This is a genomic window from Rheinheimera pacifica (assembly GCF_024809855.1).
GTDB classification, from domain to species: Bacteria; Pseudomonadota; Gammaproteobacteria; order Enterobacterales; family Alteromonadaceae; genus Alishewanella; species Alishewanella pacifica_A.
Window position 1 is genome coordinate 272,122 of the sequence record NZ_JANUEM010000001.1, and the last position, 21,281, is coordinate 293,402.

Genomic DNA, 21,281 nt, shown 5'->3' on the forward strand with positions numbered 1-21,281 from the left:
CAGCATACATAACTACAAGCAATTGCTAAAATAAAGCACTATACTGCGCATAAATCTATTCTAATAATAATTAACAAGTGTACAGAGGCCTGCAGTATGGATGTGTTACGACGCCTGTCTATAGCAAAGAAAATCTACCTGATACCTTTTATCGGCACATTGAGCTTTATCATTTACCTTATTCTTGCCAGCAATACAGCACTGAACAACGTTAACACGCTGGAGCAAACCCGTGATGTACAGTTCCCTGTATTGCAATCAGCCCAAAGCTCACTGGTATTGCTGGAGCGGATAAAAGACTCGCTGGCCAGTGCAGTAACTACAGGCGATGAAGAAGCGCTGGCCGCTGCAGCAGGGTTCAGCCGCCAGCTGACACAGGGTTTAAATGATATTTCCCGGCTAAACCGCAGTTATGCCAGCGATGTCAGCAGTATTCAGCAAAGCTACGACGCTTATTATCAGGTAGCCTATAAAGTGTCGCAGGAAATGATTAACAACACGGCTGATTTCAGCACTTTGACGCAGCGCTCAGAAAAAATGAATGCCGATTACGATGCCACAGCCCTGTTGCTAAGCCAGTTTCGTGATGCACGGCTGCAGGCATTTACCGCAGCAATTGACGACGCCAGTGAACAAGCCGGTACCCTTATCACCGTAGGTATTATTATGGGCGTGATCACCACACTGGTATTGTTTGGTACCGCATTTCCGGTAGCGCGGGGTATTCAAAGCAGCCTGGGCAATATGATTAACTCGTTACAGGACTTGGCCAAAGAAAACGGCGATTTAACTGCCCGTATTAATACCAATAGCAAAGACGAGCTGGGCGACCTGGCATATTGGTTTAATACCTTTATGCAAAAGCTGCAGCACGTAGTAAAAGACATTGTTAATACTGCAGTACCGCTGTCAGCACTGGCAAAAGACTTACACCAACTTACCGACGATACTAACAAAACCATAGTGCAACAACGTAAGGCTGCTAATCAGGCCAAACATGCCGTAGATGATATGAGCGCCAGCGTAGTGGCTGAAGTTAGCAGTGCTAACGAGGCAGCGGCAGCAGCCAATCAATCCAGCGAAGCGGCAGATCAGGGCCAGCACACCGTAATTGCAACCGTGCAGAATATTCAGCAGTTGGCGTGCAATGTGCAGGATGCTTCTGATGTTATTACCCAACTGGAGCAAGATGCCAATCAGGTAGGCACTGTACTAAGTGTGATTAAAGGTATTGCCGAACAAACTAACCTGCTGGCACTAAATGCCGCTATTGAAGCGGCACGGGCAGGTGAACAGGGCCGCGGCTTTGCGGTGGTAGCCGATGAAGTTCGTACGCTGGCATCACGTACGCAAAAATCGACCGAAGAAATTCAGCGTACCATCGAACAATTGCAAACAGCCGCGCGACTGGCAGTACAAAAAATGCAGCAAAGTACATCACAGGCAGAACATAGTGTGCAATCGGCCAATAAAGCCGGTGACGCCTTGCAGCTGATCACTAAAAGCATTGCGCAAATACGGCTGATGAACCAGCAAATTGCCGATGCTACGGATGATCAACAAAAAATGGCCAGTGATATCGTTGGCCATGTTGACGCTATTTTCAAAAATACAGAGCATAGCTCAGAAAGTGCCGGTCATATTGCTAAAGCCAGCAGTGAGCTGGCGTCACTGGCACAGAATCTGGAAAGCATTACCAAGTTATTCAGAGTGTAAAAATTGCCTGACCACAAGCCCGGAACACTCCGGCTTGTGGTTAGCTATCAGCTTTTTTGCTGTTGCAAAAAAGCCAGTAACTCTGCTGGCGGCATCGGCCTGGCATACATAAAGCCCTGTACTTCATCACAGCCCATAGCCACAATAACCTGCTCTTGTGCCTGAGTTTCCACGCCTTCAGCAATAGTGGCTAAATTCAGCCTTTTACCCAGGTTAATAATGGTTTCAGCTATGACTTCACCTGCCGGCTTATCAATATCGCGAATAAAAGCACGATCTACTTTTATCCGGTCCAGTGGCAGTTGCTGCAGGTAATTCAGGGATGAGAAACCAATACCAAAGTCATCTATCGCCACCTTGATACCGAAATTCTTCAGTTTTTGCAGTGCGTCTATCACTATCTTAGGTTCGTCCATCACTACCGATTCGGTAATTTCCAGCTCAAGCAACTGCGGATCTATTTGTTGCGCTGTAACACAATCAATAACCGACTGCACAAAACCGTGGCTTCTGAACTGCGGCATCGACACATTAACGGCAATACGTAATCCGGTGTAACCTTGCTTTTGCAACTGCTTAATTTGCAGACAAGCCTGCTCCATTACCCAGTAACCTATCTCCACTATCAGGCCGGAATACTCTGCCAGAGGAATAAACACTGCAGGTGAAATAAACTGCCCATTTGGTTGTGGCCAGCGTAACAGCGCTTCCATTCCCACCACCTGTTTTGTGGTTAAAGAAACCTGAGGCTGATACCACAGTTGCAATTTATCGTTGGCAAAGTCCTGACGTAACATACGTAGTAACGCCAGCCGCCCAGCCATTTCATCTTCCATTTCTGCCTGATAATACTGAAAATTCTGGCCGAGATGCTTTTTGGCTTTATTCAGTGCAATGTATACGTGCTTAAGGATCGTCAGCCCCTGTTCGGCGGTATCTGTTAAGTGGCAAAAACCAAAGGTGGCACTGATTTGTAGCGAATGCTCGGAAGCTTTAAACGGCTCATCAAATACGGCTTGTAAACGCTCTGGCGTAAGCTCGGTGCCTGGCCCCACCAGGCCAAATACATCAGCGCCAATGCGGCCCAGTTGGGCGTAAGTACCAAACTCCTCAATTAATCTGAACGTGACTGCGATCAGTAGCTCATTACCAACGTCCTGGCCTAAGCCATCGTTGACATCAGAAAAGTGATCAATATCAATTAATACCGCAACATTGTGCTCGGCTTCATAGCGGCGGGTATCCTGCAAAATCTGGATAAACTCGTTGCGGTTTGGCGTTTTGGTAAGTGGATCAATATAGGCTGCATGCTTAAGCTGCTGAAACAAAGTAACATTTTCGTAGCCAATAGAAATATTACTTAAAAACACTTCTATCAGTTGGCGATCGAAATTCTCTATCGGCCGGTTAGTTTCAATATATACCGCAGCGCTGTGGATTTCGTTGCCCAAATACAACACTGTTTCCTGATCGGTAAAAATATGTTCATGTGTACGTAAGCAGTTGGTAATTTGCTGCACAATACGGGGGTTGCCCAGCCTGTCGAGCTGACATTTAATGTAAGGAGCATAGTTACCGGCTGCGCCCAGTACATAAATCGTTTCGCTGGCACTGCCGTCATCTTCTATCTGGGCACACAGTACCCCTTCGGCATGCAAACCAATTAATGAAGATATCTGCGTAACCACACCTTCGGAGAACTCATGTAACGAGTGCTGCTCCAGCAGATTTGCTCCGGCATTAATAATTTTTTGCAAGCCCAGCCGGTTCTGATTAATGGTGCGGATCTGCTGATAAGAACGCAAAGAAGAGATGATCGATGTAACCAGCTTACTGCGGGTCAGCTCCGTTTTGGTTTTGTAATCGTTGATATCATATTCTTTTATAACACTTTCTTCTGGTGCATAGCCTGGTTGCCCGGTGCGTAACACAATACGGATCTCATCCATGCCAAGCTCGTCACGGATTTGTTTTACAACCTTAAGACCGGCGTCATCCGATTCCATCACCACATCAAGCAGCACAAGTGCCACATCAGGGTGCCGGGTTAAAAAAGAAATGGCTTCTTTACCAGAATATGCATGATGAAATTTCAGCTGCTTACCTAAAACAGTAAGATCACTCAGTGCCAGTTTGGTCACTGTGTGGATCTCTTCATCATCATCAACAATCAACAGGTGCCATTCACCCAGTGTATGCTCCTGCGCTGGCTCCGGTTCGTCTTCTGCTAAAAACAGAAAATCTTCATCTGTTTCTTTTGGCACCATTATTCAGCCTTATTTAATGATTCCGTTTAAATATACATGTTTAATCTGTTAAATAGTAAGGTATAACAGATTTTATTTTACACAAATAACATCGCTTTACTTGCCGCACATTGCAGCAAATGCCAAGATAACTTATGTTCCGCTTTATGCTGCCAGGCTGTTGTTATGGTTAAAATTAGTGCATTAAACAGCCAGCAACGTTTGCTGCAACTGGCTAAATCTCAGCTGGGTAGCATTAGCAGTGTAAGCCCGGCAGCTGAAAGCGAGTCCTCTGAGCAACAAGGTAACTTCAGCGACAAACATCATCTTCTGGCGGCACGCTCCGGTGCGGCCAGTTCAGCCGCCCTGACTTTGGCACAACGGGCAGAACGCAGGCTGCAAATGCAGCGGGAGCGGCAACAGTATAATCTTGAAAGTATTATGACGCTGGCACTGGAGTACTGCACCGATCAGGTTTCAGCTCAGGATGTTGATCCAGACTGGTTTCAGCAGTTCTGTGAACTGGTGCTGGAGATCTCGAATAAAAGCATGCAACAGCTATGGGCAAAAATTCTGGCTGGCGAAATTGCCAGCCCGGGAAGGTTCGCGCTAAAAACCCTGCATACATTAAAACGTATGAGCTACAAAGAAGCACTGGCATTGCAGCAGGCGGTAAACCTGAGTTGTAAAACCCGGCAGGATCCCAGTGCCAGAATTTACTTTGGTTATATCCGTAAGCCCTCACTGTGGCGGGTACTAACAGGAAAAAGCCGTGCGGTACTTAACCTGAACCAGTTTGGCTTGTCTTACCCACAAATACTCAGCCTGATAGACATCGGGCTGTTACACAGCTCTGAAATTGAAAGTGGTGAATTGCCCACAGGACAGGTACTTAACTGGCAATACCAGCAACTAAACCTAAATGGCACTATCAACAGTAAAGGTGTGGTACTGCAATATTACAAATATACCGCCAGCGGTGCCGAGCTGCTGCCATTGCTGAGTAGCCAGCCAAATCAGGCTTATATCAGCGCGTTAAAGCAGTTACTGGCCGGTATTATCAGTTTTAACTGAGGAACACCAGTGCAATATCTGCTGCAGTTTGTTTACCTCCAGCGGTTTGAAAATCACATCATTCATGCCCGCAGCTTTAAAGCTGGCAACTTCTTCAGCCAGAGCATGGGCGGTAAATGCCAGTATCGGCGTTAGCTGGTATGCCTGCATTTGCCGCAATTGTCTGGCAACCTCTGTACCATGCATATCCGGTAGCTGAATATCTAATAAGATCACATCAAATTGCTGCAAAGCGCATAACTGCAGCGCTTGTTGCGCACAATTTGCAGTGGTCAGCTCCAGTGGCTGCAATTTTAGCAGCATCTGAATAAATGCCAGGTTAGTTGGGTTATCATCAACGACTAAAAGTTTTGGCAGCTTAGCGTTGTCAGCTGTTTTTATCTGCTGTAATTCAGCCAGACAAAACGGCTCTTCTGTTATGGCAACACCCAATGCCTCACGCCACATCTGAATACAATCTACCTCAGCGTAACATAACACTTTGGTTTTCTCTGTCAGCCTTTGGATCAGCTCAAGCCATGCTGCCAGCCCGGCGGGTTCCGGTAAAAAAATTAACGCCGCATCGTATTGATATTGTTCAGCTTTATGTTGCAGTTCGGCCAAATCAGAAGACTGTGCCACATTAGCAACCAGGCTGCCCAGCGCTGCTTTGCGCTCGGTTAACCGGGGCAACTGATCGAATAGCAACAGATGATTTAACCGCTTAACCTGCAGCGGCTGACAATCTGCTATGGATATTCGCACCGAAACAGTGCTGCCAAGCCCTTCGAGAGATTGCACTTCAATGGCAGCATTAAGTTTATTGGCTATCAGCGTAACAATCTGGCTATCACTGTCCTGCCAGTCTGTACTGCGCGGGCCTGGGTTGACTAACTGCTGTTTAACAGAAGCCAGCAAGCCGTCGCCATTGCCTGTTACACTAAGCAATAAACTGCCCGTAGTGCAGGTTACACTAAGCTGCATATTCAGCGTCAGCTCTGTGATCCCATCAGAATGGCTGCTTAAACGTAACAAAGCTGTCAGCAGCATTGTCAGTAAACTCTCAGGTAATGCCAGTTGGTGCACAGCGTTGGCGGCGGCCTCATTTAGTTGTAAAGTCAGATTTTGCGCAGCCAGTATATTGCGGTAATGCGGCAGTTGCCGGGCAACATATTCAGTTAATACCAGTTGTGTCAGTGGTTCGGGCTCGCTTGCCTGTGTTAACTCTGCCAGCGTTAACTGGCTGTGAAGTGCCTGGCGTAGCAGTTTGTCTGGGATAACTGCCTGCTGTTGCGTCAGTTGCCTTAGTTGTAAAATCTGTTGCAGCTGTTGTTGTTTGCTCTGTTCATATAGTTTTTGTACCTGAACAGATTGCTGTTTCTCGCTGACAAGCGATTGGGTTAACTCTGCTATTTGTTGTTTAAGCTGGTTCTTTTCTGTGTCATCACGGGAACGGTTAGTTATTTGCTGTCCGGCAAGCTCGTTCAGCGCTAATTTTAACGGCGCCAGCTCTGGCACCAGTTCGTCATCTAACCGACTGTTTAACTGCCCCTGCTTTAACTGGCTGAGTTTATGTACCAGCAAACTGATATCGGTTTGCTGGCGCTGTGATACCCGGCCAATACTGCCATGCATTGCCAGTAACGCTCCCCAGCCTAACATGGCCACCACCAATACGGGCACTAACCAGACACTGTAGTTACCCGGTGCATCAAGCTGTACTACAACATAATAATTATCATTCTGCCCGGCGATAACTTCGTCGTAGCCGCTGCTGGCTGCAGATGACGACATAGGTTGCACCGCAAATAATGTTCCGGCCTCATGCAATAAATGGAACTCATGTTGCATTTGCTCTGGCTGAAACCGGGGTAGCAAAGCCGCTTTATCTGTACCACTTATTAACCTGCCCGTATCGCTGTACACGGCAATAGCACTAACAGGCAGAACACTGGCGTAACGTAAATGATTCAGCTGGGCTTTAAGTAAATCAGGATTTTTGTTGGCAAGCAAAGGCCGGATACTAAATTGCAGGCTAGCGGTGTATTGCTGCACCTGTGCACGCTGCATAATTTTGCTTTCGTAGTGGTACCACAACGCCGTAAATAGCAGCATCAGGCTAAGTGCAATAAGCCAGGGTAGAGTTAACTGTCTGAAGTGATTTGTCAAAACTTAGCCTACCCGGACAATACGTAAAATAACTATAAAACGATTTACCAGGCCCCACAAGGCAAGCCTGGTAAATGCCGGCCAACTGTAGCAGCCTGCCGGCATGTATTACCGTGTTTAAAAATGTAGCTCTACGCCAGCGAAAACGCCTTTAAAATCTAGATCGGCATGTAAATTATCAACATCATCCAACCGCAGGTTCATGGCTCTATATCCCAGTTTCAGGCGCATATTCACCGCCAGGTTATCCAGCACAGCATAAGCTACACCAGCCTGAGCATCATAGATACGATTGCCGTCCAGCGACACATAACTCCCTTGAGTAAAAACATCCAGCCCGGTCAGCGGTAAGCCAACCTTAGCAGACGCATACAACATAGGAATAAGCTGCGATGCACGTTGTGACGCCGCCATGCCGTTCGCATCAGTTTCAGCAACAGCAACGGTACCATTAATGTATTTACCGTTTATGCCCAAATCCAGGCTGATCAGATCATTATCCAGAATTTCGTAGTACAACACATAGTCTGTGTTAGTCAGCTCGGTTTGGTTTTGTAGCTCAGTGCCCGCAGCAAAGGTAGTACCGGCAAAGCTAAAACCGGCATTCAAACTGGTTGAGCCTGAAGACTCTAACTGGTTATGCTGCAGCCGGATATTCGGGATAAAAGGCAATGGATGTTCCAGCGCAACGTAGTAAGATTTTTGCGTTTTGTCAGAGAAATTAAAACTCTGTAACTGGCTGTTATTAGCAAAACCACCATCTGCAGAAGTGCGCCAGCCGTCTGCGCCAATGTATAGCCCAAGCAATGTGTCAGCCTGCACAGGTACGGTAAATAAGAAGCCGCTAACAGATAACATTAATGCGGTTTTTTTCATGTTGTAACTACCCTTGTGATAATAATTCAGAGAGATCAATTAATGCGGCATTAGCGCGGGAGATATAATTTGCCATAACCAGACTGTGATTTGCCATCAGGCCGAAACCACTGCCGTTGAGCACCATAGGGCTCCATATTGGCTGTTGTGTTGCTTCAAGTTCACGGATAATTTGCCGCAAACTGATCATGGCATTTTTACGTTGTAACACGTCATTAAAATCAGTTTCTATGGCTTTTAGAAAGTGCAGTAAAGCCCAGGCCGCGCCACGGGCTTCATAAAACTCATCATCGATTTTCCACCAACTGGTTTTGATATTCCGCTGTGCCGGTGTTTCTGTTGACTGGCGTGCAGACGCATCACCGGCCAGATCAGTGTTAATACGTTCTTGCCCCACGCTGGCACTTAAACGTTGTGAATAGCTACCAAGCCGTTTTTCTACCGCCTTTAACCAGTCACGTAGGTTATCAGCGCGGGCGTAAAACTGGCTGTCTGGTTTGGCGGGATCTAACAGCTCGGCACGATACAAATATAGTTGTTCTATCGCCTTGGCATACTCAGCTTCAGCACTGGGAATAGCCCAACTTTTGTGATCAATATTAAAGCGCGGCTGTGCTACTTTAAGAAAAACATTTTCTGTTGACTGTGACTGAGAGCGGCTAAATTCTTTGCGTAAGGCTAACGCCAGATCGCGTGACATTTCCAGCACTCCTAACTCCCACGCAGGCATATTATCCAGCAGGCTGAACGGCGGCATAATATCATTTGCCAGATAACCACCGCTTTTATACAGCAGGGTTTCACTAACCCGGATCAACGCAGTGGTAGTGCTATAACCGGTTATAGCATCATCCCCCAGTTTGCGCTGCTCTTGCTTAATTTCTGCGATCAGCATGGCCGGCTCGCGACTTACCCACCAGGCAGTACCATACATAAGCAGCAGTATTGCTAATACTGCTGCACTGATTAATTTAGTATTAACCATCAAGCTGCCCTCAGCGTTTAGGCGTGGCAACAACAGGCACTGTCAACATCAGTTGCTGCCCGTCAGCAAACTCTAAAGTCAGCGGTATTTGCTGGCCAATTTCCAGTGTGTCGGTGGGTTCAAACAACATAAAGTGCAAACCACCCGGCTCAAATGCAACACTGCCACCGGCCTCGATATTAATTTCACTGATTTGTTCCATGCGCATCATACCGTCTTTATGGGTATGCTGGTGTAACTCAACCCGCGCAAACCGGCTGCTGCTGGCTGCTAAAAGTTTAGCCGCTTCTGCAGAGTGGTTATGTAACGTCAGATAACCCGCGGTTACCGTACGCCCCGGCATGGGCTGACGAATTTGGCTATCTTCAACACTGAATGCAGGGTCAGCCTTGGCAAACATAGCGCAGCTTAACATCAACAAAGCAGCAAAAAACCATCTCATCTTGTTTCTCCTTTATAGTCACGGCCTTATCTTACACCAGTTTCAACCAGTTAACAGCCCGTAACTTACCGGGTACAGAATCAACGGTTTGGCAGCACCACTGCGGCAACCAAATAGGCCAGTAGCGCGGCTACAGGGAACATCACTAATAATATCACCGCCAGCAGGCGGATCAGCCAGCGTGGTTGCTGATAATAGCCGGCAAAACCTGCACAAACTCCGGCAATTTTGCGATAGGCCCGGGCACAATACCAACGATCAGTGTCATAAGTTGCCATTTGTCTGTACTCCATCAAGGTGTTTTTTATTTATCTGACTCAGCTCTGCTAACAGCAATAAAGCGACAAAAATAGCAAAGGCGGTCAGTTCTATTGTTACCCAACTCATATCTGCGTTCCTTTTCTGCAACATGCCTGTTTGCTACAACATGCCTGACGCTTTTTGCCCCAAACCAAACAGTGGCATCAGCCAGTGCCACAGCAGCACAACAGGGATTATGCTTAGCACCGGGCTGAGAAACAGCAGCAGTAACCAACCGGATGACAGCAACATAACTTACTCTGCTACCGCTGCGGCAGTGTGCGCTGCCTGATATGCCAGTAATGCTGTTGAGGCGTCCTGTTCAGCGTTTTGCCGGGCCAGCAGCTCCAGCGCAGTTTTATGCAGTGCAACTTTAGCTTGTTGCTGATTGAGGCTATGCAACTCCTGCAATTGCTGCTGGGCAGCGCCGCGGATTTGATCTGTCAATTCATCAGCCATCGCATTGTTAGCCAGTAAAGCACCAGCGAAAACTACAGATAAGGTTAAAGCAGTCAGTGTTTTCATTATCGTTTCCTTGAAAGTGGTTAGTGTGTACTACACAACCGGTATTTCAAGTGCTGTGCCAAGTCAGCAAAACCACATAAATAACTGATATTAATAAACAAAATAACAAAGGCGGGTAACTTTCGTTATACCCGCCTTTTATTGAAAACAAAAAAATAGTGAAATTAACTAATCAGGTGGTTAAATCCGCTACAGGTGCTACTTTTGCCAGTGCCTGCAGCATTAGCTCTGGTGTGGCATCAGCAAAATGCCCCCGCTCGCTTAACAAACGCCGCCATTGCCTGGCACCCGGCACGCCCTGAAATAACCCCAGCATATGGCGGGCAATATGCCAAAACCGCGCGCCTTGCTGCATTTGCCGTTCAATATAGGGCAACATATCCCGTACCACCTGATGCGGGCTGCGGCTGCAACCGGGTTCACCATATATCAGCTCATCAACACCGCTTAGCAGCATAGGGTTTGAATACGCTTCGCGCCCTACCATTACACCGTCAAGGTACTGCAACTGCACTTTGGCTTGTTCAAGCGTTTTAACACCACCATTGATGCTGATATTAAGCTGCTCAAATTCGCGCTTTAACTGGTATACCCGCTCGTAGTTCAGTGGCGGCACTTCGCGGTTTTCTTTCGGGCTTAAGCCTTTAAGCCAAGCTTTGCGGGCATGGATAATCAATTGCTGACAACCGGCATCGGCCACTGTCGCAACAAAATCCTGCAAAAACTGATAATCGTCAGAATCGTCAATACCAATACGGGTTTTCACCGTTACCGGTATGCTAACAGCATCCTGCATCGCTTTAACACAGTCAGCTACCAACTGAGGCTGTGCCATCAGGCAGGCGCCAAACATGCCGTTTTGCACCCGGTCAGACGGGCAGCCAACGTTAATATTAACCGCATCATAACCACGCTGCTCTGCCAGCTTAGCACAGTGCGCCATATCAGCCGGGTTAGAGCCGCCAAGCTGCAGCACCACCGGATGCTCTTCTTCGTTAAAAGCTAAATAATCACCACTGCCATGAATAATCGCGCCGGTGGTCACCATCTCGGTATACAGCACCGCATGCTGGCTTAACAGGCGGTGAAAGTAGCGGCAATGCTTATCTGTCCAATCCAGCATCGGGGCAATGGAAAACTTATGGTCGATAAGCCTGGTCATCAGTTATTTCATGTCCGGCAGGTTGCGGCCGTAGAAAATTTCGCGCATTTCACGGAACACTTTCTTGCTGATTATCTTTTGCTCTTCCGGCGTCATTGAATCTTTGCCCATGCCAAACAGGTAGTTATTCAAATCGGCTTCTTTTAGCATCATCTTGGTGTGAAACAGGTTTTCCTGATACACGTTAACATCGATCATCTGGAAGGCACGTTTGGTGTCTTCGTCCATAAAGTTCTGAATAGAACTGATTGGGTGATCGATATAATGCTTGGTACCGCTGATGTCGCGGGTAAAACCACGTACGCGGTAGTCAATAGTAACTATGTCAGACTCAAAGCTGTGGATCAGGAAGTTCAGTGCTTTCAGTGGCGATATAATACCGCAGGTAGAAACCTCAATATCGGCACGGAAAGTACAGATGCCATCATGTGGGTGAATTTCCGGGTAGGTATGCACGCAAATGTGGCTTTTATCCAGATGTGCTACAACGGCATCCGGCCGGGGGCCAGGGTTTTCTGAGTTATCCGGATCAACCAGTACCGGCTCTTCACTTACCAGTATGGTAACGCTGGCGCCTTGTGGATCGTAATCCTGGCGCGCCACATTCAGAATGTTAGCACCGATAATATCAGTAACTTCAGTCAGAATATCCGTCAACCGGTCGGCATTATATTGCTCGTCGATGTATTCGATGTATTCCTGCCGGTGTTGCTCAGTTTTGGCATAACAAATGTCATAAAGGCTGAAACTCAGGCTTTTTGTCAGGTTATTAAAACCGTGTAGTTTCAATTTTTCAAAAGGCTTAACCACTTAACATTGTCTCCGCTAAAAAACCGGTTACCGGTTTTGACTAATTTACTGCTGTTATTCTGCTGCTGGCGTGAACTCAGCAGCTATAACACTGAATGAATGTGTTACGGCTACACTGCCGGACAACATAATAGATACCGAACAATATTTATCTGCCGACAACTGCACTGCCCGCTCTACCTGCTTTTCACTGAGATTAAAGCCGGTTACAACAAAGTGCAGATGTAATTTGGTAAATACTTTAGGTACGGTGTCGGCGCGCTCGGCACTTAGCTTAACTTCGCAATCCAGCACCTGCTGGCGGGATTTTTTTAAAATACTGACAACATCAACAGATGAGCATGCACCTGCAGCCATCAGTACCATCTCCATCGGGCTGGGGGCGGTGCTGTCATCTTTATTGCCGTCAAAGACCACTGCATGACCACTGCCAGAACGACCAATAAAGGTATTGTTGTCGTGCCATTTAACCGTTGCTTCCATCACAAACCCCAGCCAGAAAAAGAAGGCCGATATTCTACGTAAAAGCAGCTCAGGTATCTAGCACATTTGCTGTAAGGTGTGGTGTTAATCCATCAGATCGGCGATAGCCGTATCAAACAGGTTTTTGATTAACAGAGAGATTTCATTGATAAGTTCAGCCTGCTGGCGGGTAGCTTTTTTATCCAGCACACTGGCCAGTACTTCCTGAAAGTCGTACATGATGCCGTCAACTTCACGGATAATCATGCTGCGGTGGTTCATCTCCAGCTCAGTATGCTGGGTACAAAGCGTGATAATTTGCTCAGCAATAGATTCTTCCAGTAAGGCGCCAATAGTTTTATCTGCGTCGCCTGAGCCGGTTTGTTCAAACAGCGACAAATGCTCTGTCAGAAACTGGATCAAATGCTCGTATCCCGGTTTATCTGTGACCATAAGCTGTTTTACACCTGACTGTTGGCAAGAGATGCATTAAGTATGCGTTATTTAAGCAAATACTGCAGCAGAAAACAAATCGGGGCGTTAGCCCCGATAAGATTTATTTACTGCCAGACTTAAAAAGCCAGGCCCGGCGATAATTGCTCTGGCAGCACCACCTGCTCCAGCTCCACAGACGCCACCGGATAAGCGCAGTAATCTGCGGCATAAAACGCACTGGCTCTGTGATTGCCGCTTGATCCCACACCACCAAAAGGTGCAGCCGAACTGGCGCCGGTAATAGGCCGGTTCCAGTTAACAATACCGGCACGGATGCGGCGGAAGAAATGCTGATATAACTCAGCACTGTCACTTAACAGCCCGGCAGATAAACCAAACTGAGTGTTGTTAGCTGCATCAATCGCCTGATCAAAATCAGTAAAACGAAACACCTTTAACAGCGGACCAAAATGCTCATCATCCGGATAGTCAGTTACATTGCTGCATTCGATAATACCCGGGCTCACCAAAGCGGTGTTAACATCAATATGCTGCATTTCAACCAGCACTTTACCACCGAGCTCAACCAACTGCTGCTGCACAGCCAGCATACCTTTAGCAGCAGCAACCGAAATCATTGAACCCATAAAAGGCTGTTCGGCAGCGTCGTACACACCTACTTTAATATTGCGGGTAACTTCAAGCAGGCGTGCCAGAATCGCATCGCCCTGCGCATTAGCCGGTAAAAACAATTTACGGGCACAGGTACAGCGCTGGCCGGCAGAAATAAAAGCCGACTGAATAATATCGTGCACTGCAGCATCAATATTACTGACATCCTGTACAATCAGCGGGTTATTGCCGCCCATTTCCAGAGCCAGAATTTTATCCGGCCGGCCGGCAAACTGCTGATGCAGGTAATGGCCAGTGCGTGAACTGCCGGTAAAGAAAATACCATCAATACCATTGTGGCCTGCAATGGCCTTACCGGTATCGACTTCGCCTTGCAATAAAGCCATAACGCCAGCTGGCAAACCCGCTTGCTGCCACAGCTTCACGGTTTCTTCAGCCACTTTCGGCGTTAACTCAGAGGGCTTAAATATTACGCTATTACCTGCCAGCAACGCCGGTACTATGTGGCCATTCGGTAAGTGGCCGGGGAAATTATAAGGCCCGAATACCGCAACTACGCCATGCGGTTTATGCCGCACAAAAGCCCGCCCCTGTGGCATCGGGTTTTCTTTGGTGCCGGTACGTTCCTGATAAGCCCGCACAGAGATATCTATTTTGCCAATCATGGCTGCTACTTCAGTACGGGCTTCCCATAGTGCCTTACCGGTTTCGCTGGCAATAGTAAGTGCCATGGCTTCTTTATTATTAGTAAGCTGTTCAGCAAACTTTTTCACCACAGCTACACGGTCATCAAAGCTTAAACCGGCCCAGTCATATTGCGCTTTACGCGCGGCCTGCACGGCAGTATCTACCTGCGCAGCAGTTGCCGCCTGGCCTTGCCATATCTGGGTGTTCTTTACCGGGTCCAGTGAGGTAAACTCTTTACCTTCACCATTAAGCCATTGATTATTAATAAACTGTACTGCGTTATTCATATCTTTCCCCCATTAAATTCTTGTAACCCGGACCCAGTCACCCGCGCTTACCCGCAGCGCAGCAGCAACATCAGCCGGCAGGGTTACCTCTGCGCTGTGTTCATTTACGTCAAGTGCCAGCCAGGTAGCACGAAAGTCTGCAACGCTGGTATTACATATCAGATAAGGCTGGCCGTTACTGACATCGCCCAGCCGTACCTGCAGGCGCTGACTGTTACGCACTGAACGGATATGCTCCACTCTGGCTTCTACGGTAGGGCCGGCATCAAAAATATCGACATAACCACGATGGGAAAACCCTTCAGATTGCAGCAATGCCAATGCAGGTTTGGTTTTATCATGTACCTGGCCAATTACTGCCTGTGCCTGTTTGCTTAGCAGGCTGACATAAATCGGATATTTAGGCATTAGTTCTGCGATAAACACCTTCTGGCCTATGCCAGTCAGATAATCTGCGGTAGGAAAATCCAGCGAGAAAAAGTGTTCCTGCAACCACTGCCAGAATGGCGAACTGCCGTCGGTATTAGAAATACCACGCATTTCGGCGATCACTCTGTCGGAAAAACGCTGCGAAAATTCAGCCATAAACAAAAAGCGCATTTTTGACAGCAAACGGCCATTGTTTTTCTCCCGACGGCTTTCACGCAAAAATAACGTGCATAACTCACTAACGCCGGTGTAGTCATTACACAGGGTTAATATGTCGGCTGTTTTATATACTCCGAGTGAGCGCGAGCTGTGTACCACCTTACCCAGGTGGTAATGATAAAACGCATCATCCAGCCCCACCGCCGCCTCCAGTGCGCTGGTGCCGCATACTTCACCGGTAAGCGTATCCTCCAGCACAAACAGATAGCCTTCATCACCCGGCGAACTGACCTGCTTGTTAAATGATTGCTCAGAGCGGCTTATTTTGCGCATCAAAAGCTCATCATTTACCGGCAACGAGGTAAAACCGTGTCCCGATTCAACGGCAATGCTATACAGCGCCGGGTAATCATCCGCACGGATTGGGCGAATCACCATCATCGTCGCTACTCCACTTTTATGTTATTGTTTTCGGGGCTCTGAGGCCCCTTAGCTTCATTTTTGCAGTCTTGGTGCTGCTTTATAGTAGTGAGCAGTGTCAGGCATTAACTACCTGTTTTACGGCCTGTTCAAAACACTGCATTCCTACCGTAATCTCTTCCGGTGTAATAACCAGTGACGGCGCAAACCGCACGACATCGGGGCCAGCTACCAGTGCCATTAAACCTTGATCTGCCGCGGCCAGGAAAAACTCGCGCGAGCGACCTTTGTATTGCTCATTTAATACCGCACCCAGCAGCATACCTTTGCCGCGTACTTCGCTAAATACCTGATATTTTTCATTAATAGCAGCAAGATGTTGGCGGAATAACTGCTCGTTACTGAGCACCTGAGCCATAACTTCCGGCTGGTTTACTGTTTCCAGCACAGCTTCTGCTACCGCACATGCCAGCGGGTTACCACCATAAGTGCTGCCATGAGTACCTACTTTCAGGTGCGATGCAATATCGTCAGTGGTAAGCATAGCGCCAATAGGAAAACCACCGCCTAATGATTTTGCGCTGGTAAGAATGTCTGGCGTAACACCATAGTGCATATACGCATACAGCTTGCCGGTGCGGCCTACACCGGTTTGCACTTCGTCCATAATCAACAGCGCATTGTGTTGATTGCATAGCTCACGCACCCCCTGCAAAAACTCTGCAGTAGCAGGAATAATCCCACCCTCGCCCTGGATCGGTTCCAGCACAACTGCGCAGGTATTGTCAGAAATTAACGCTTTAACGCTATCAAGGCTATTAAACTCACCGTGCAATACCGCACCGGGTTTAGGGCCAAAACCATCAGAATAGGCTGCCTGGCCCCCTACCGTTACCGTGAAAAAAGTGCGGCCATGAAAACTTTTATGAAAAGAAATGATCTGATCTTTGTGCGCACCGAATTTTTCCAATGCATAACGCCGGGCCAGTTTAAAAGCGGCTTCGTTAGCCTCAGCACCTGAGTTAGCAAAATAGACTTTGTCAGCAAACGTAGCATCGACCAGTTTTTTCGCCAGCCGCAGTGCAGGCTCGTTAGTCATCACATTGCTTAAATGCCACAGCTTATCCGCCTGCTGTTTTAATGCATTCACCAGTGCAGGGTGACAATGCCCAAGGCTGCTTACGGCAATACCACCGGCAAAATCGATGTATTCGCGCCCTTGCTGATCCCATACCCGGGAACCTGCCCCCTTTACCGGAATAATACTGGCAGGCGCGTAATTGGGCACCATCACTTCATCGAACAGAGCACGGTTTACTTGCGTTTGGCCAGTCATTTTATTTTCCTTTTTATTCCGCTTAGGTTAGCCCGCCACACAACCAGCACATAGCTGGCGGTGATATAAGTTTGTCGCATTATTGCAGATTTAAAAGCCCTTGTCTTGTTTGCAGACAGTAAGCAAACCCAGAAAATACAAGGGCTACAGATAGATTTGCATAGGATGTGAATAAGTAAGCACTGCGGTGCTAGCGGTGAAAATAACGCTTATTTTGCCGCCAGACTTTACAACAAGGGCAGGCTTAAGCACTGGCGGTAAAAATATCAGCGTTACTGTATTGCATGTTTATGGTCGTTTTTTATTACAGCTTCGTACTTACAATTCAATACCTAAACGCCTGAGGTTGGTTCTTGCCAGAATATCCTGGCTGTCGCTGTTTAGCTGCACAGCTGCAAACCACTCACTGGTTTCCTGCTCAGATATCTGTTGGTTTTTACGCAATGTTTGCCACTGCACATAAGTTTGTGCCTGCAATACCAGCCGGGCCAGAGGGCTGCAACCGGTAAAGCCTGCACCTTCCGCCAGTTGATCCAGCGTCTGGCACAGCGGTAACGTACGCAGTTGCCAGCGCGAGGTAATATCGGCACTGAGCACGGCAGCAAATTCTGCCAGACTTTCACATAAAAAACTGGCATCGGCTTCAAGCTGATCCAGTGCATTGGTAAGCTGGGTATCGCGATTCTCTCTGGCATGCAATAGCTGCTGCTGGCGTACCTGCAAGTATGTACGCAGGTAATTACGGGTAACTACTGCATGGCCGGTGGTATGAAACAAACCGGCACAAAACGCATTGTAAGGATGCTCGGCGCTATTTTCTGCCAACGCACGCGCAGCAATAGCAACAGCCAGTGTGTAGTCCCATAACCGGCTTTTTAACGGCGTAAAAGGATCGGTTGAATGCGGTATCATCCGGCGCATTGCATATACCGGTATAATCAGTTGCAGACTTTCAACGCCCAAAAAACGTAGCGCTGTTTTAATATCTTTGACCATCGCACCCGATGCGGTGCGGTTACGGTACTGCGGCTGATTAACCAGGCGTAATAATTCTTCTTTTAACCATGGAACTTTTGATACCAGTGGGTCGAGTTTATTAACCGTTACGACTTTCTCACTAAGTACATCCAGCACCGGAAAAAACGCTTCGCCCGGGTCAAATAACGACGCCATGACTTGATCAATATTATGCAATTTACGTAGCAGCTCATCAGCCACTTCATCGTGCAAATGCGCCTGAGCAAACTCATTAAACTGGGCTTTAGCCTGCTCGCCGGCCTCCCGCAGCTGCTGAGCCTGAGCTTCAACGGCCAGTAAAGTGCGCTGAGTATCTACCTGCCCCGCCCGAATTTGATAACCAAGACGCTTCGTTTGCGGGTTCACTCCGACTAACTGATCAAAAAAACGCTGCACCATTACATCTGCAAAGGCCACTAAATGCTCCATCTGAATTCGGTGACAGTTATCATCTGCACTGCCTGCTGCCAATACTGCAACCTGACTCTGGTGGAGTCAAGCCAGCAGACTTAGCCGGGTTTGGACAAGGTTAAAAAATTATCCAACAGCTGTTTACCCTGCTGGCTAAGAATAGCTTCCGGATGAAACTGCACGCCGTGTAATGCCAGCCCGGAGTGCATTAACCCCATAATGTCCGGGGGTTCCTGATTAGCATCATCTGTCCAGGCCGTTTGCACCAGCTCGCTGGGCAGGCTGTGTTTATCGACCACCAAAGAATGATAGCGTGTGACATCCAACGGATTAGCCAGGCTATAAAATACCGATTGATTATTGTGCCGCACCAGCGAGTTTTTGCCATGCATAACCTGCCGGGCCCGCACCACACGGCCGCCAAATACCTGCGCAATAGCCTGATGGCCCAAACAAACTCCCAGGATAGGAATCTTCCCGGCAAACTGTTCAATAGCCGCCAATGACACCCCGGCATCATCCGGAGTTTTCGGGCCGGGCGAAATAACCAGATACTGTGGCGCCAGTTTGGCTATCTGCGCCAACGTAATATCGTCATTGCGCCGTACCATAACCTGCTGACCTAATGCAGCAAAATACTGCATCAGGTTATAGGTAAAAGAATCGTAGTTATCTATCAGCAGTAACATTAGCTAGTTCAGGGCTTGCTTATCAGGGGGTAACAAAGCCAACAGCATCATTTACTTTTGCCAGTGTCGCTGCGGCGCGTAAACGGGCTTTCTCTGCCCCGGCGCGCATAACAGTGGTTAAGGTAGTCTGATCAGCACGCAGCTCGGTAAAAGTTTTCTGTACCGGCTCTAATAAAGCAATGACTGCGTCAGCAACATCGCCTTTTAAATGGCCGTACATTTTACCTTCGTACTCAGCTTCCAACACTGCGATAGTTTTGCCGGTTACACCGCTTAAAATGCTTAACAGGTTGGCGACACCGGGTTTAGCGTCAAGGTCAAAGCGCACCCGTGGCGGATCTTCTGAATCTGTCATCGCTTTTTTAAATTTCTTGCTGATCATTTTCGGATCCTCAAGCAAACCGACGAAGTTCCATGGGTTTTCATCCGACTTGGACATTTTTTTCGTAGGGTCCTGCAAACTCATTACCCGCGCCGCCACCGGCGGAATAAAAGGCTCAGGCACAGTGAAAATATCACCATGTACTGCGTTAAAGCGCATAGCAACGTCGCGGGCTAACTCTAAGTGCTGCTTTTGATCATGCCCAACCGGAATTTGGTTGGCCTGATACAATAAAATATCGGCGGCCATCAGTACCGGGTAAGTAAACAAACCGGCATTTACGTTATGGGTATGGCGCTCAGACTTATCTTTAAACTGAGTCATACGGCTTAGCTCGCCAAACTGGGTATAGCAGTTTAGCACCCAGGCGAGTTGGCTGTGCTCTGGCACGTGCGATTGCATAAACACCGCAGAGCGCTTTGGATCGATACCACAGGCCAGATACAACGCCAGGCTGTCCAGCGAAGCACTGCGCAGTGCTGCCGGTTCTTGCCGCACGGTAATAGCATGTAAGTCAACGATACAGTACAAGCAATCATAGTCATCCTGCATTTTGTCCCACTGGCGCAATGCCCCCAGATAATTACCAATGGTAAGTTGTCCGGATGGCTGTGCACCACTTAGCACAATTGGCTTATTGCTCATAGTTGTATCCACTTTAAAAGCTATATTGTTAATGACAGGCCGGTACGCACCGGTTTGAAGTGCAGCATTATAACCATATCAGCACGTTGCAACAGCAAAAAAGCCGCTTAGCGCGGCACTTTTGCCAACTGCTGGCGCATCTTAGTAATCACCCCGGCATAATCCGGTGCATTAAAAATGGCCGAACCGGCTACAAACATATCCGCGCCGGCTGCCGCGATGTCAGCAATATTATCTGCGTTTACACCGCCATCAATTTCCAGCCGGATGGGCAAGCCGCTGGCATCAATAATATTGCGGGCTGCTGCCAGTTTATCCAGCGTGGCCGGAATAAACTTTTGCCCGCCAAAGCCAGGGTTAACCGACATCAGTAAAACAACATCTACTTTATCCAGCACGTAATCCAGGTAACTGAGTGGCGTAGCCGGGTTAAATACTAAACCTGCCTGACAGCCATGGCTTTTAATTAACTGTAAGGTACGGTCGATATGGCGCGATGCCTCAGGGTGAAAAGTAATAATACTGGCACCGGCCTGTGCAAATTGCGGTACCAGGCTATCTACCGGCTCTACCATTAAATGCACATCTATAGGTGCGGTAATGCCAAAATTGCGCAGTGCCTGACACACCATAGGGCCCATGGTCAGATTAGGCACATAGTGATTATCCATCACATCAAAGTGCACTACATCAGCGCCAGCCTGTAATACCGCAGTAACGTCATCACCGAGACGGGCAAAGTCAGCAGACAAAATAGAAGGCGCAATCAAATAGGGTTGCATAGCAGATTTCCGTTTAAGCACAGTAGGCGAACTTTACTGAATTTGGCATAAAAATGCACGGCTATGCCATAGCGTGTTAGCGCCCAAAAAATGAGCAGCAGCGCACCAATTTAGCACAAGCTGTTACATAAGTTAAAACGAGACTAACTTATCCACATGAATTAAAACAATAAAACTACATGGCATATATCTTGGAACTCCAAAACGAGGGAACAGAGAAAAG

22 protein-coding genes are annotated in these 21,281 nt (G+C 47.8%); 2 read left to right on the top strand and 20 right to left on the bottom strand.

Annotated elements, in window-relative coordinates; genetic code table 11:
* Positions 1–96: 96 nt before the first annotated feature.
* The gene (locus M2404_RS01250) at positions 97–1,716 is read left to right on the top strand and encodes a methyl-accepting chemotaxis protein (protein WP_259237734.1); all 1,620 of its coding nucleotides are present in this window, start codon (positions 97–99) and stop codon (positions 1,714–1,716) included.
* Positions 1,717–1,763: 47 nt separating this feature from the next.
* Here the strand turns inward: M2404_RS01250 and M2404_RS01255 are convergent, their stop codons facing one another.
* A complete protein-coding gene (locus M2404_RS01255; RefSeq protein ID WP_259237735.1) occupies positions 1,764–3,983 on the bottom strand; it encodes a two-component system response regulator in 2,220 nt (739 codons plus the stop codon).
* A 165-nt stretch (positions 3,984–4,148) separates the two neighbouring features.
* On the opposite strand from M2404_RS01255, the gene M2404_RS01260 reads away from it, so the two are divergent.
* Entirely contained in the window at positions 4,149–5,036 is an 888-nt protein-coding gene (locus M2404_RS01260; protein ID WP_259237736.1) for a TIGR03899 family protein, read from the top strand.
* Here M2404_RS01260 and M2404_RS01265 read toward each other — a convergent pair.
* The 19 genes from M2404_RS01265 to rpe form a co-directional block, all read right to left on the bottom strand.
* Positions 5,007–7,184 (bottom strand): response regulator, encoded by a 2,178-nt coding sequence (locus tag M2404_RS01265; RefSeq protein ID WP_259237737.1) that lies wholly within the window; start codon positions 7,182–7,184, stop codon positions 5,007–5,009. The two genes, M2404_RS01260 and M2404_RS01265, sit on opposite strands and share 30 nt — an antisense overlap.
* 117 nt (positions 7,185–7,301) lie before the next feature.
* A complete protein-coding gene (locus tag M2404_RS01270) occupies positions 7,302–8,060 on the bottom strand; it encodes a TIGR04219 family outer membrane beta-barrel protein (protein WP_259237738.1) in 759 nt (252 codons plus the stop codon).
* Between the two features lie 7 nt (positions 8,061–8,067).
* Complete coding sequence (locus M2404_RS01275) at positions 8,068–9,045, bottom strand: DUF2333 family protein (RefSeq protein ID WP_259237740.1); 978 nt, start codon at positions 9,043–9,045, stop codon at positions 8,068–8,070.
* A gap of 10 nt (positions 9,046–9,055) precedes the next feature.
* On the bottom strand, positions 9,056–9,487 hold the full coding sequence (locus M2404_RS01280) for a copper chaperone PCu(A)C (protein WP_259237742.1): 432 nt from the start codon (positions 9,485–9,487) through the stop codon (positions 9,056–9,058).
* A gap of 80 nt (positions 9,488–9,567) precedes the next feature.
* The gene (locus M2404_RS01285; protein WP_259237744.1) at positions 9,568–9,765 is read right to left on the bottom strand and encodes a PspC domain-containing protein; all 198 of its coding nucleotides are present in this window, start codon (positions 9,763–9,765) and stop codon (positions 9,568–9,570) included.
* Positions 9,752–9,874, bottom strand: coding sequence for a hypothetical protein (locus tag M2404_RS01290; protein ID WP_259237745.1), 123 nt, complete (start codon positions 9,872–9,874; stop codon positions 9,752–9,754). The genes M2404_RS01285 and M2404_RS01290 overlap by 14 nt, the downstream gene beginning before the upstream one ends.
* Before the next feature lie 33 nt (positions 9,875–9,907).
* On the bottom strand, positions 9,908–10,039 hold the full coding sequence (locus M2404_RS01295) for a hypothetical protein (RefSeq protein ID WP_259237746.1): 132 nt from the start codon (positions 10,037–10,039) through the stop codon (positions 9,908–9,910).
* A 3-nt stretch (positions 10,040–10,042) separates the two neighbouring features.
* Positions 10,043–10,312, bottom strand: coding sequence for a hypothetical protein (locus tag M2404_RS01300; protein ID WP_259237749.1), 270 nt, complete (start codon positions 10,310–10,312; stop codon positions 10,043–10,045).
* Positions 10,313–10,484: 172 nt separating this feature from the next.
* Complete coding sequence (dusA, locus tag M2404_RS01305; RefSeq protein ID WP_259237750.1) at positions 10,485–11,474, bottom strand: tRNA dihydrouridine(20/20a) synthase DusA; 990 nt, start codon at positions 11,472–11,474, stop codon at positions 10,485–10,487.
* Positions 11,475–11,477: 3 nt separating this feature from the next.
* Positions 11,478–12,284: an adenosylmethionine decarboxylase gene (gene speD, locus M2404_RS01310; protein WP_259237753.1), complete on the bottom strand. Its 807-nt coding sequence runs from the start codon at positions 12,282–12,284 to the stop codon at positions 11,478–11,480.
* 54 nt (positions 12,285–12,338) lie between these two features.
* Entirely contained in the window at positions 12,339–12,767 is a 429-nt protein-coding gene (locus M2404_RS01315; protein ID WP_215396596.1) for an OsmC family protein, read from the bottom strand.
* Between the two features lie 84 nt (positions 12,768–12,851).
* Positions 12,852–13,199 (bottom strand): DUF3802 family protein, encoded by a 348-nt coding sequence (locus M2404_RS01320; RefSeq protein WP_068232778.1) that lies wholly within the window; start codon positions 13,197–13,199, stop codon positions 12,852–12,854.
* A gap of 119 nt (positions 13,200–13,318) precedes the next feature.
* The gene (astD, locus tag M2404_RS01325; RefSeq protein ID WP_259237755.1) at positions 13,319–14,788 is read right to left on the bottom strand and encodes a succinylglutamate-semialdehyde dehydrogenase; all 1,470 of its coding nucleotides are present in this window, start codon (positions 14,786–14,788) and stop codon (positions 13,319–13,321) included.
* Between the two features lie 12 nt (positions 14,789–14,800).
* Entirely contained in the window at positions 14,801–15,817 is a 1,017-nt protein-coding gene (astA, locus tag M2404_RS01330) for an arginine N-succinyltransferase (protein WP_259237757.1), read from the bottom strand.
* Positions 15,818–15,914: 97 nt separating this feature from the next.
* Positions 15,915–17,132 carry an aspartate aminotransferase family protein gene (locus M2404_RS01335; protein ID WP_259237758.1) on the bottom strand — a complete coding sequence of 406 codons (1,218 nt, stop codon included), beginning with the start codon at positions 17,130–17,132 and terminating at the stop codon, positions 15,915–15,917.
* Between the two features lie 318 nt (positions 17,133–17,450).
* On the bottom strand, positions 17,451–18,566 hold the full coding sequence (locus tag M2404_RS01340) for an HDOD domain-containing protein (protein ID WP_259237760.1): 1,116 nt from the start codon (positions 18,564–18,566) through the stop codon (positions 17,451–17,453).
* A gap of 92 nt (positions 18,567–18,658) precedes the next feature.
* Positions 18,659–19,249 (bottom strand): aminodeoxychorismate/anthranilate synthase component II, encoded by a 591-nt coding sequence (locus M2404_RS01345; protein WP_259237762.1) that lies wholly within the window; start codon positions 19,247–19,249, stop codon positions 18,659–18,661.
* 22 nt (positions 19,250–19,271) lie between these two features.
* On the bottom strand, positions 19,272–20,276 hold the full coding sequence (trpS, locus tag M2404_RS01350; protein ID WP_259237764.1) for a tryptophan--tRNA ligase: 1,005 nt from the start codon (positions 20,274–20,276) through the stop codon (positions 19,272–19,274).
* Positions 20,277–20,383: 107 nt separating this feature from the next.
* Positions 20,384–21,058 carry a ribulose-phosphate 3-epimerase gene (gene rpe / locus M2404_RS01355; RefSeq protein ID WP_259237766.1) on the bottom strand — a complete coding sequence of 225 codons (675 nt, stop codon included), beginning with the start codon at positions 21,056–21,058 and terminating at the stop codon, positions 20,384–20,386.
* Positions 21,059–21,281: the final 223 nt, after the last annotated feature.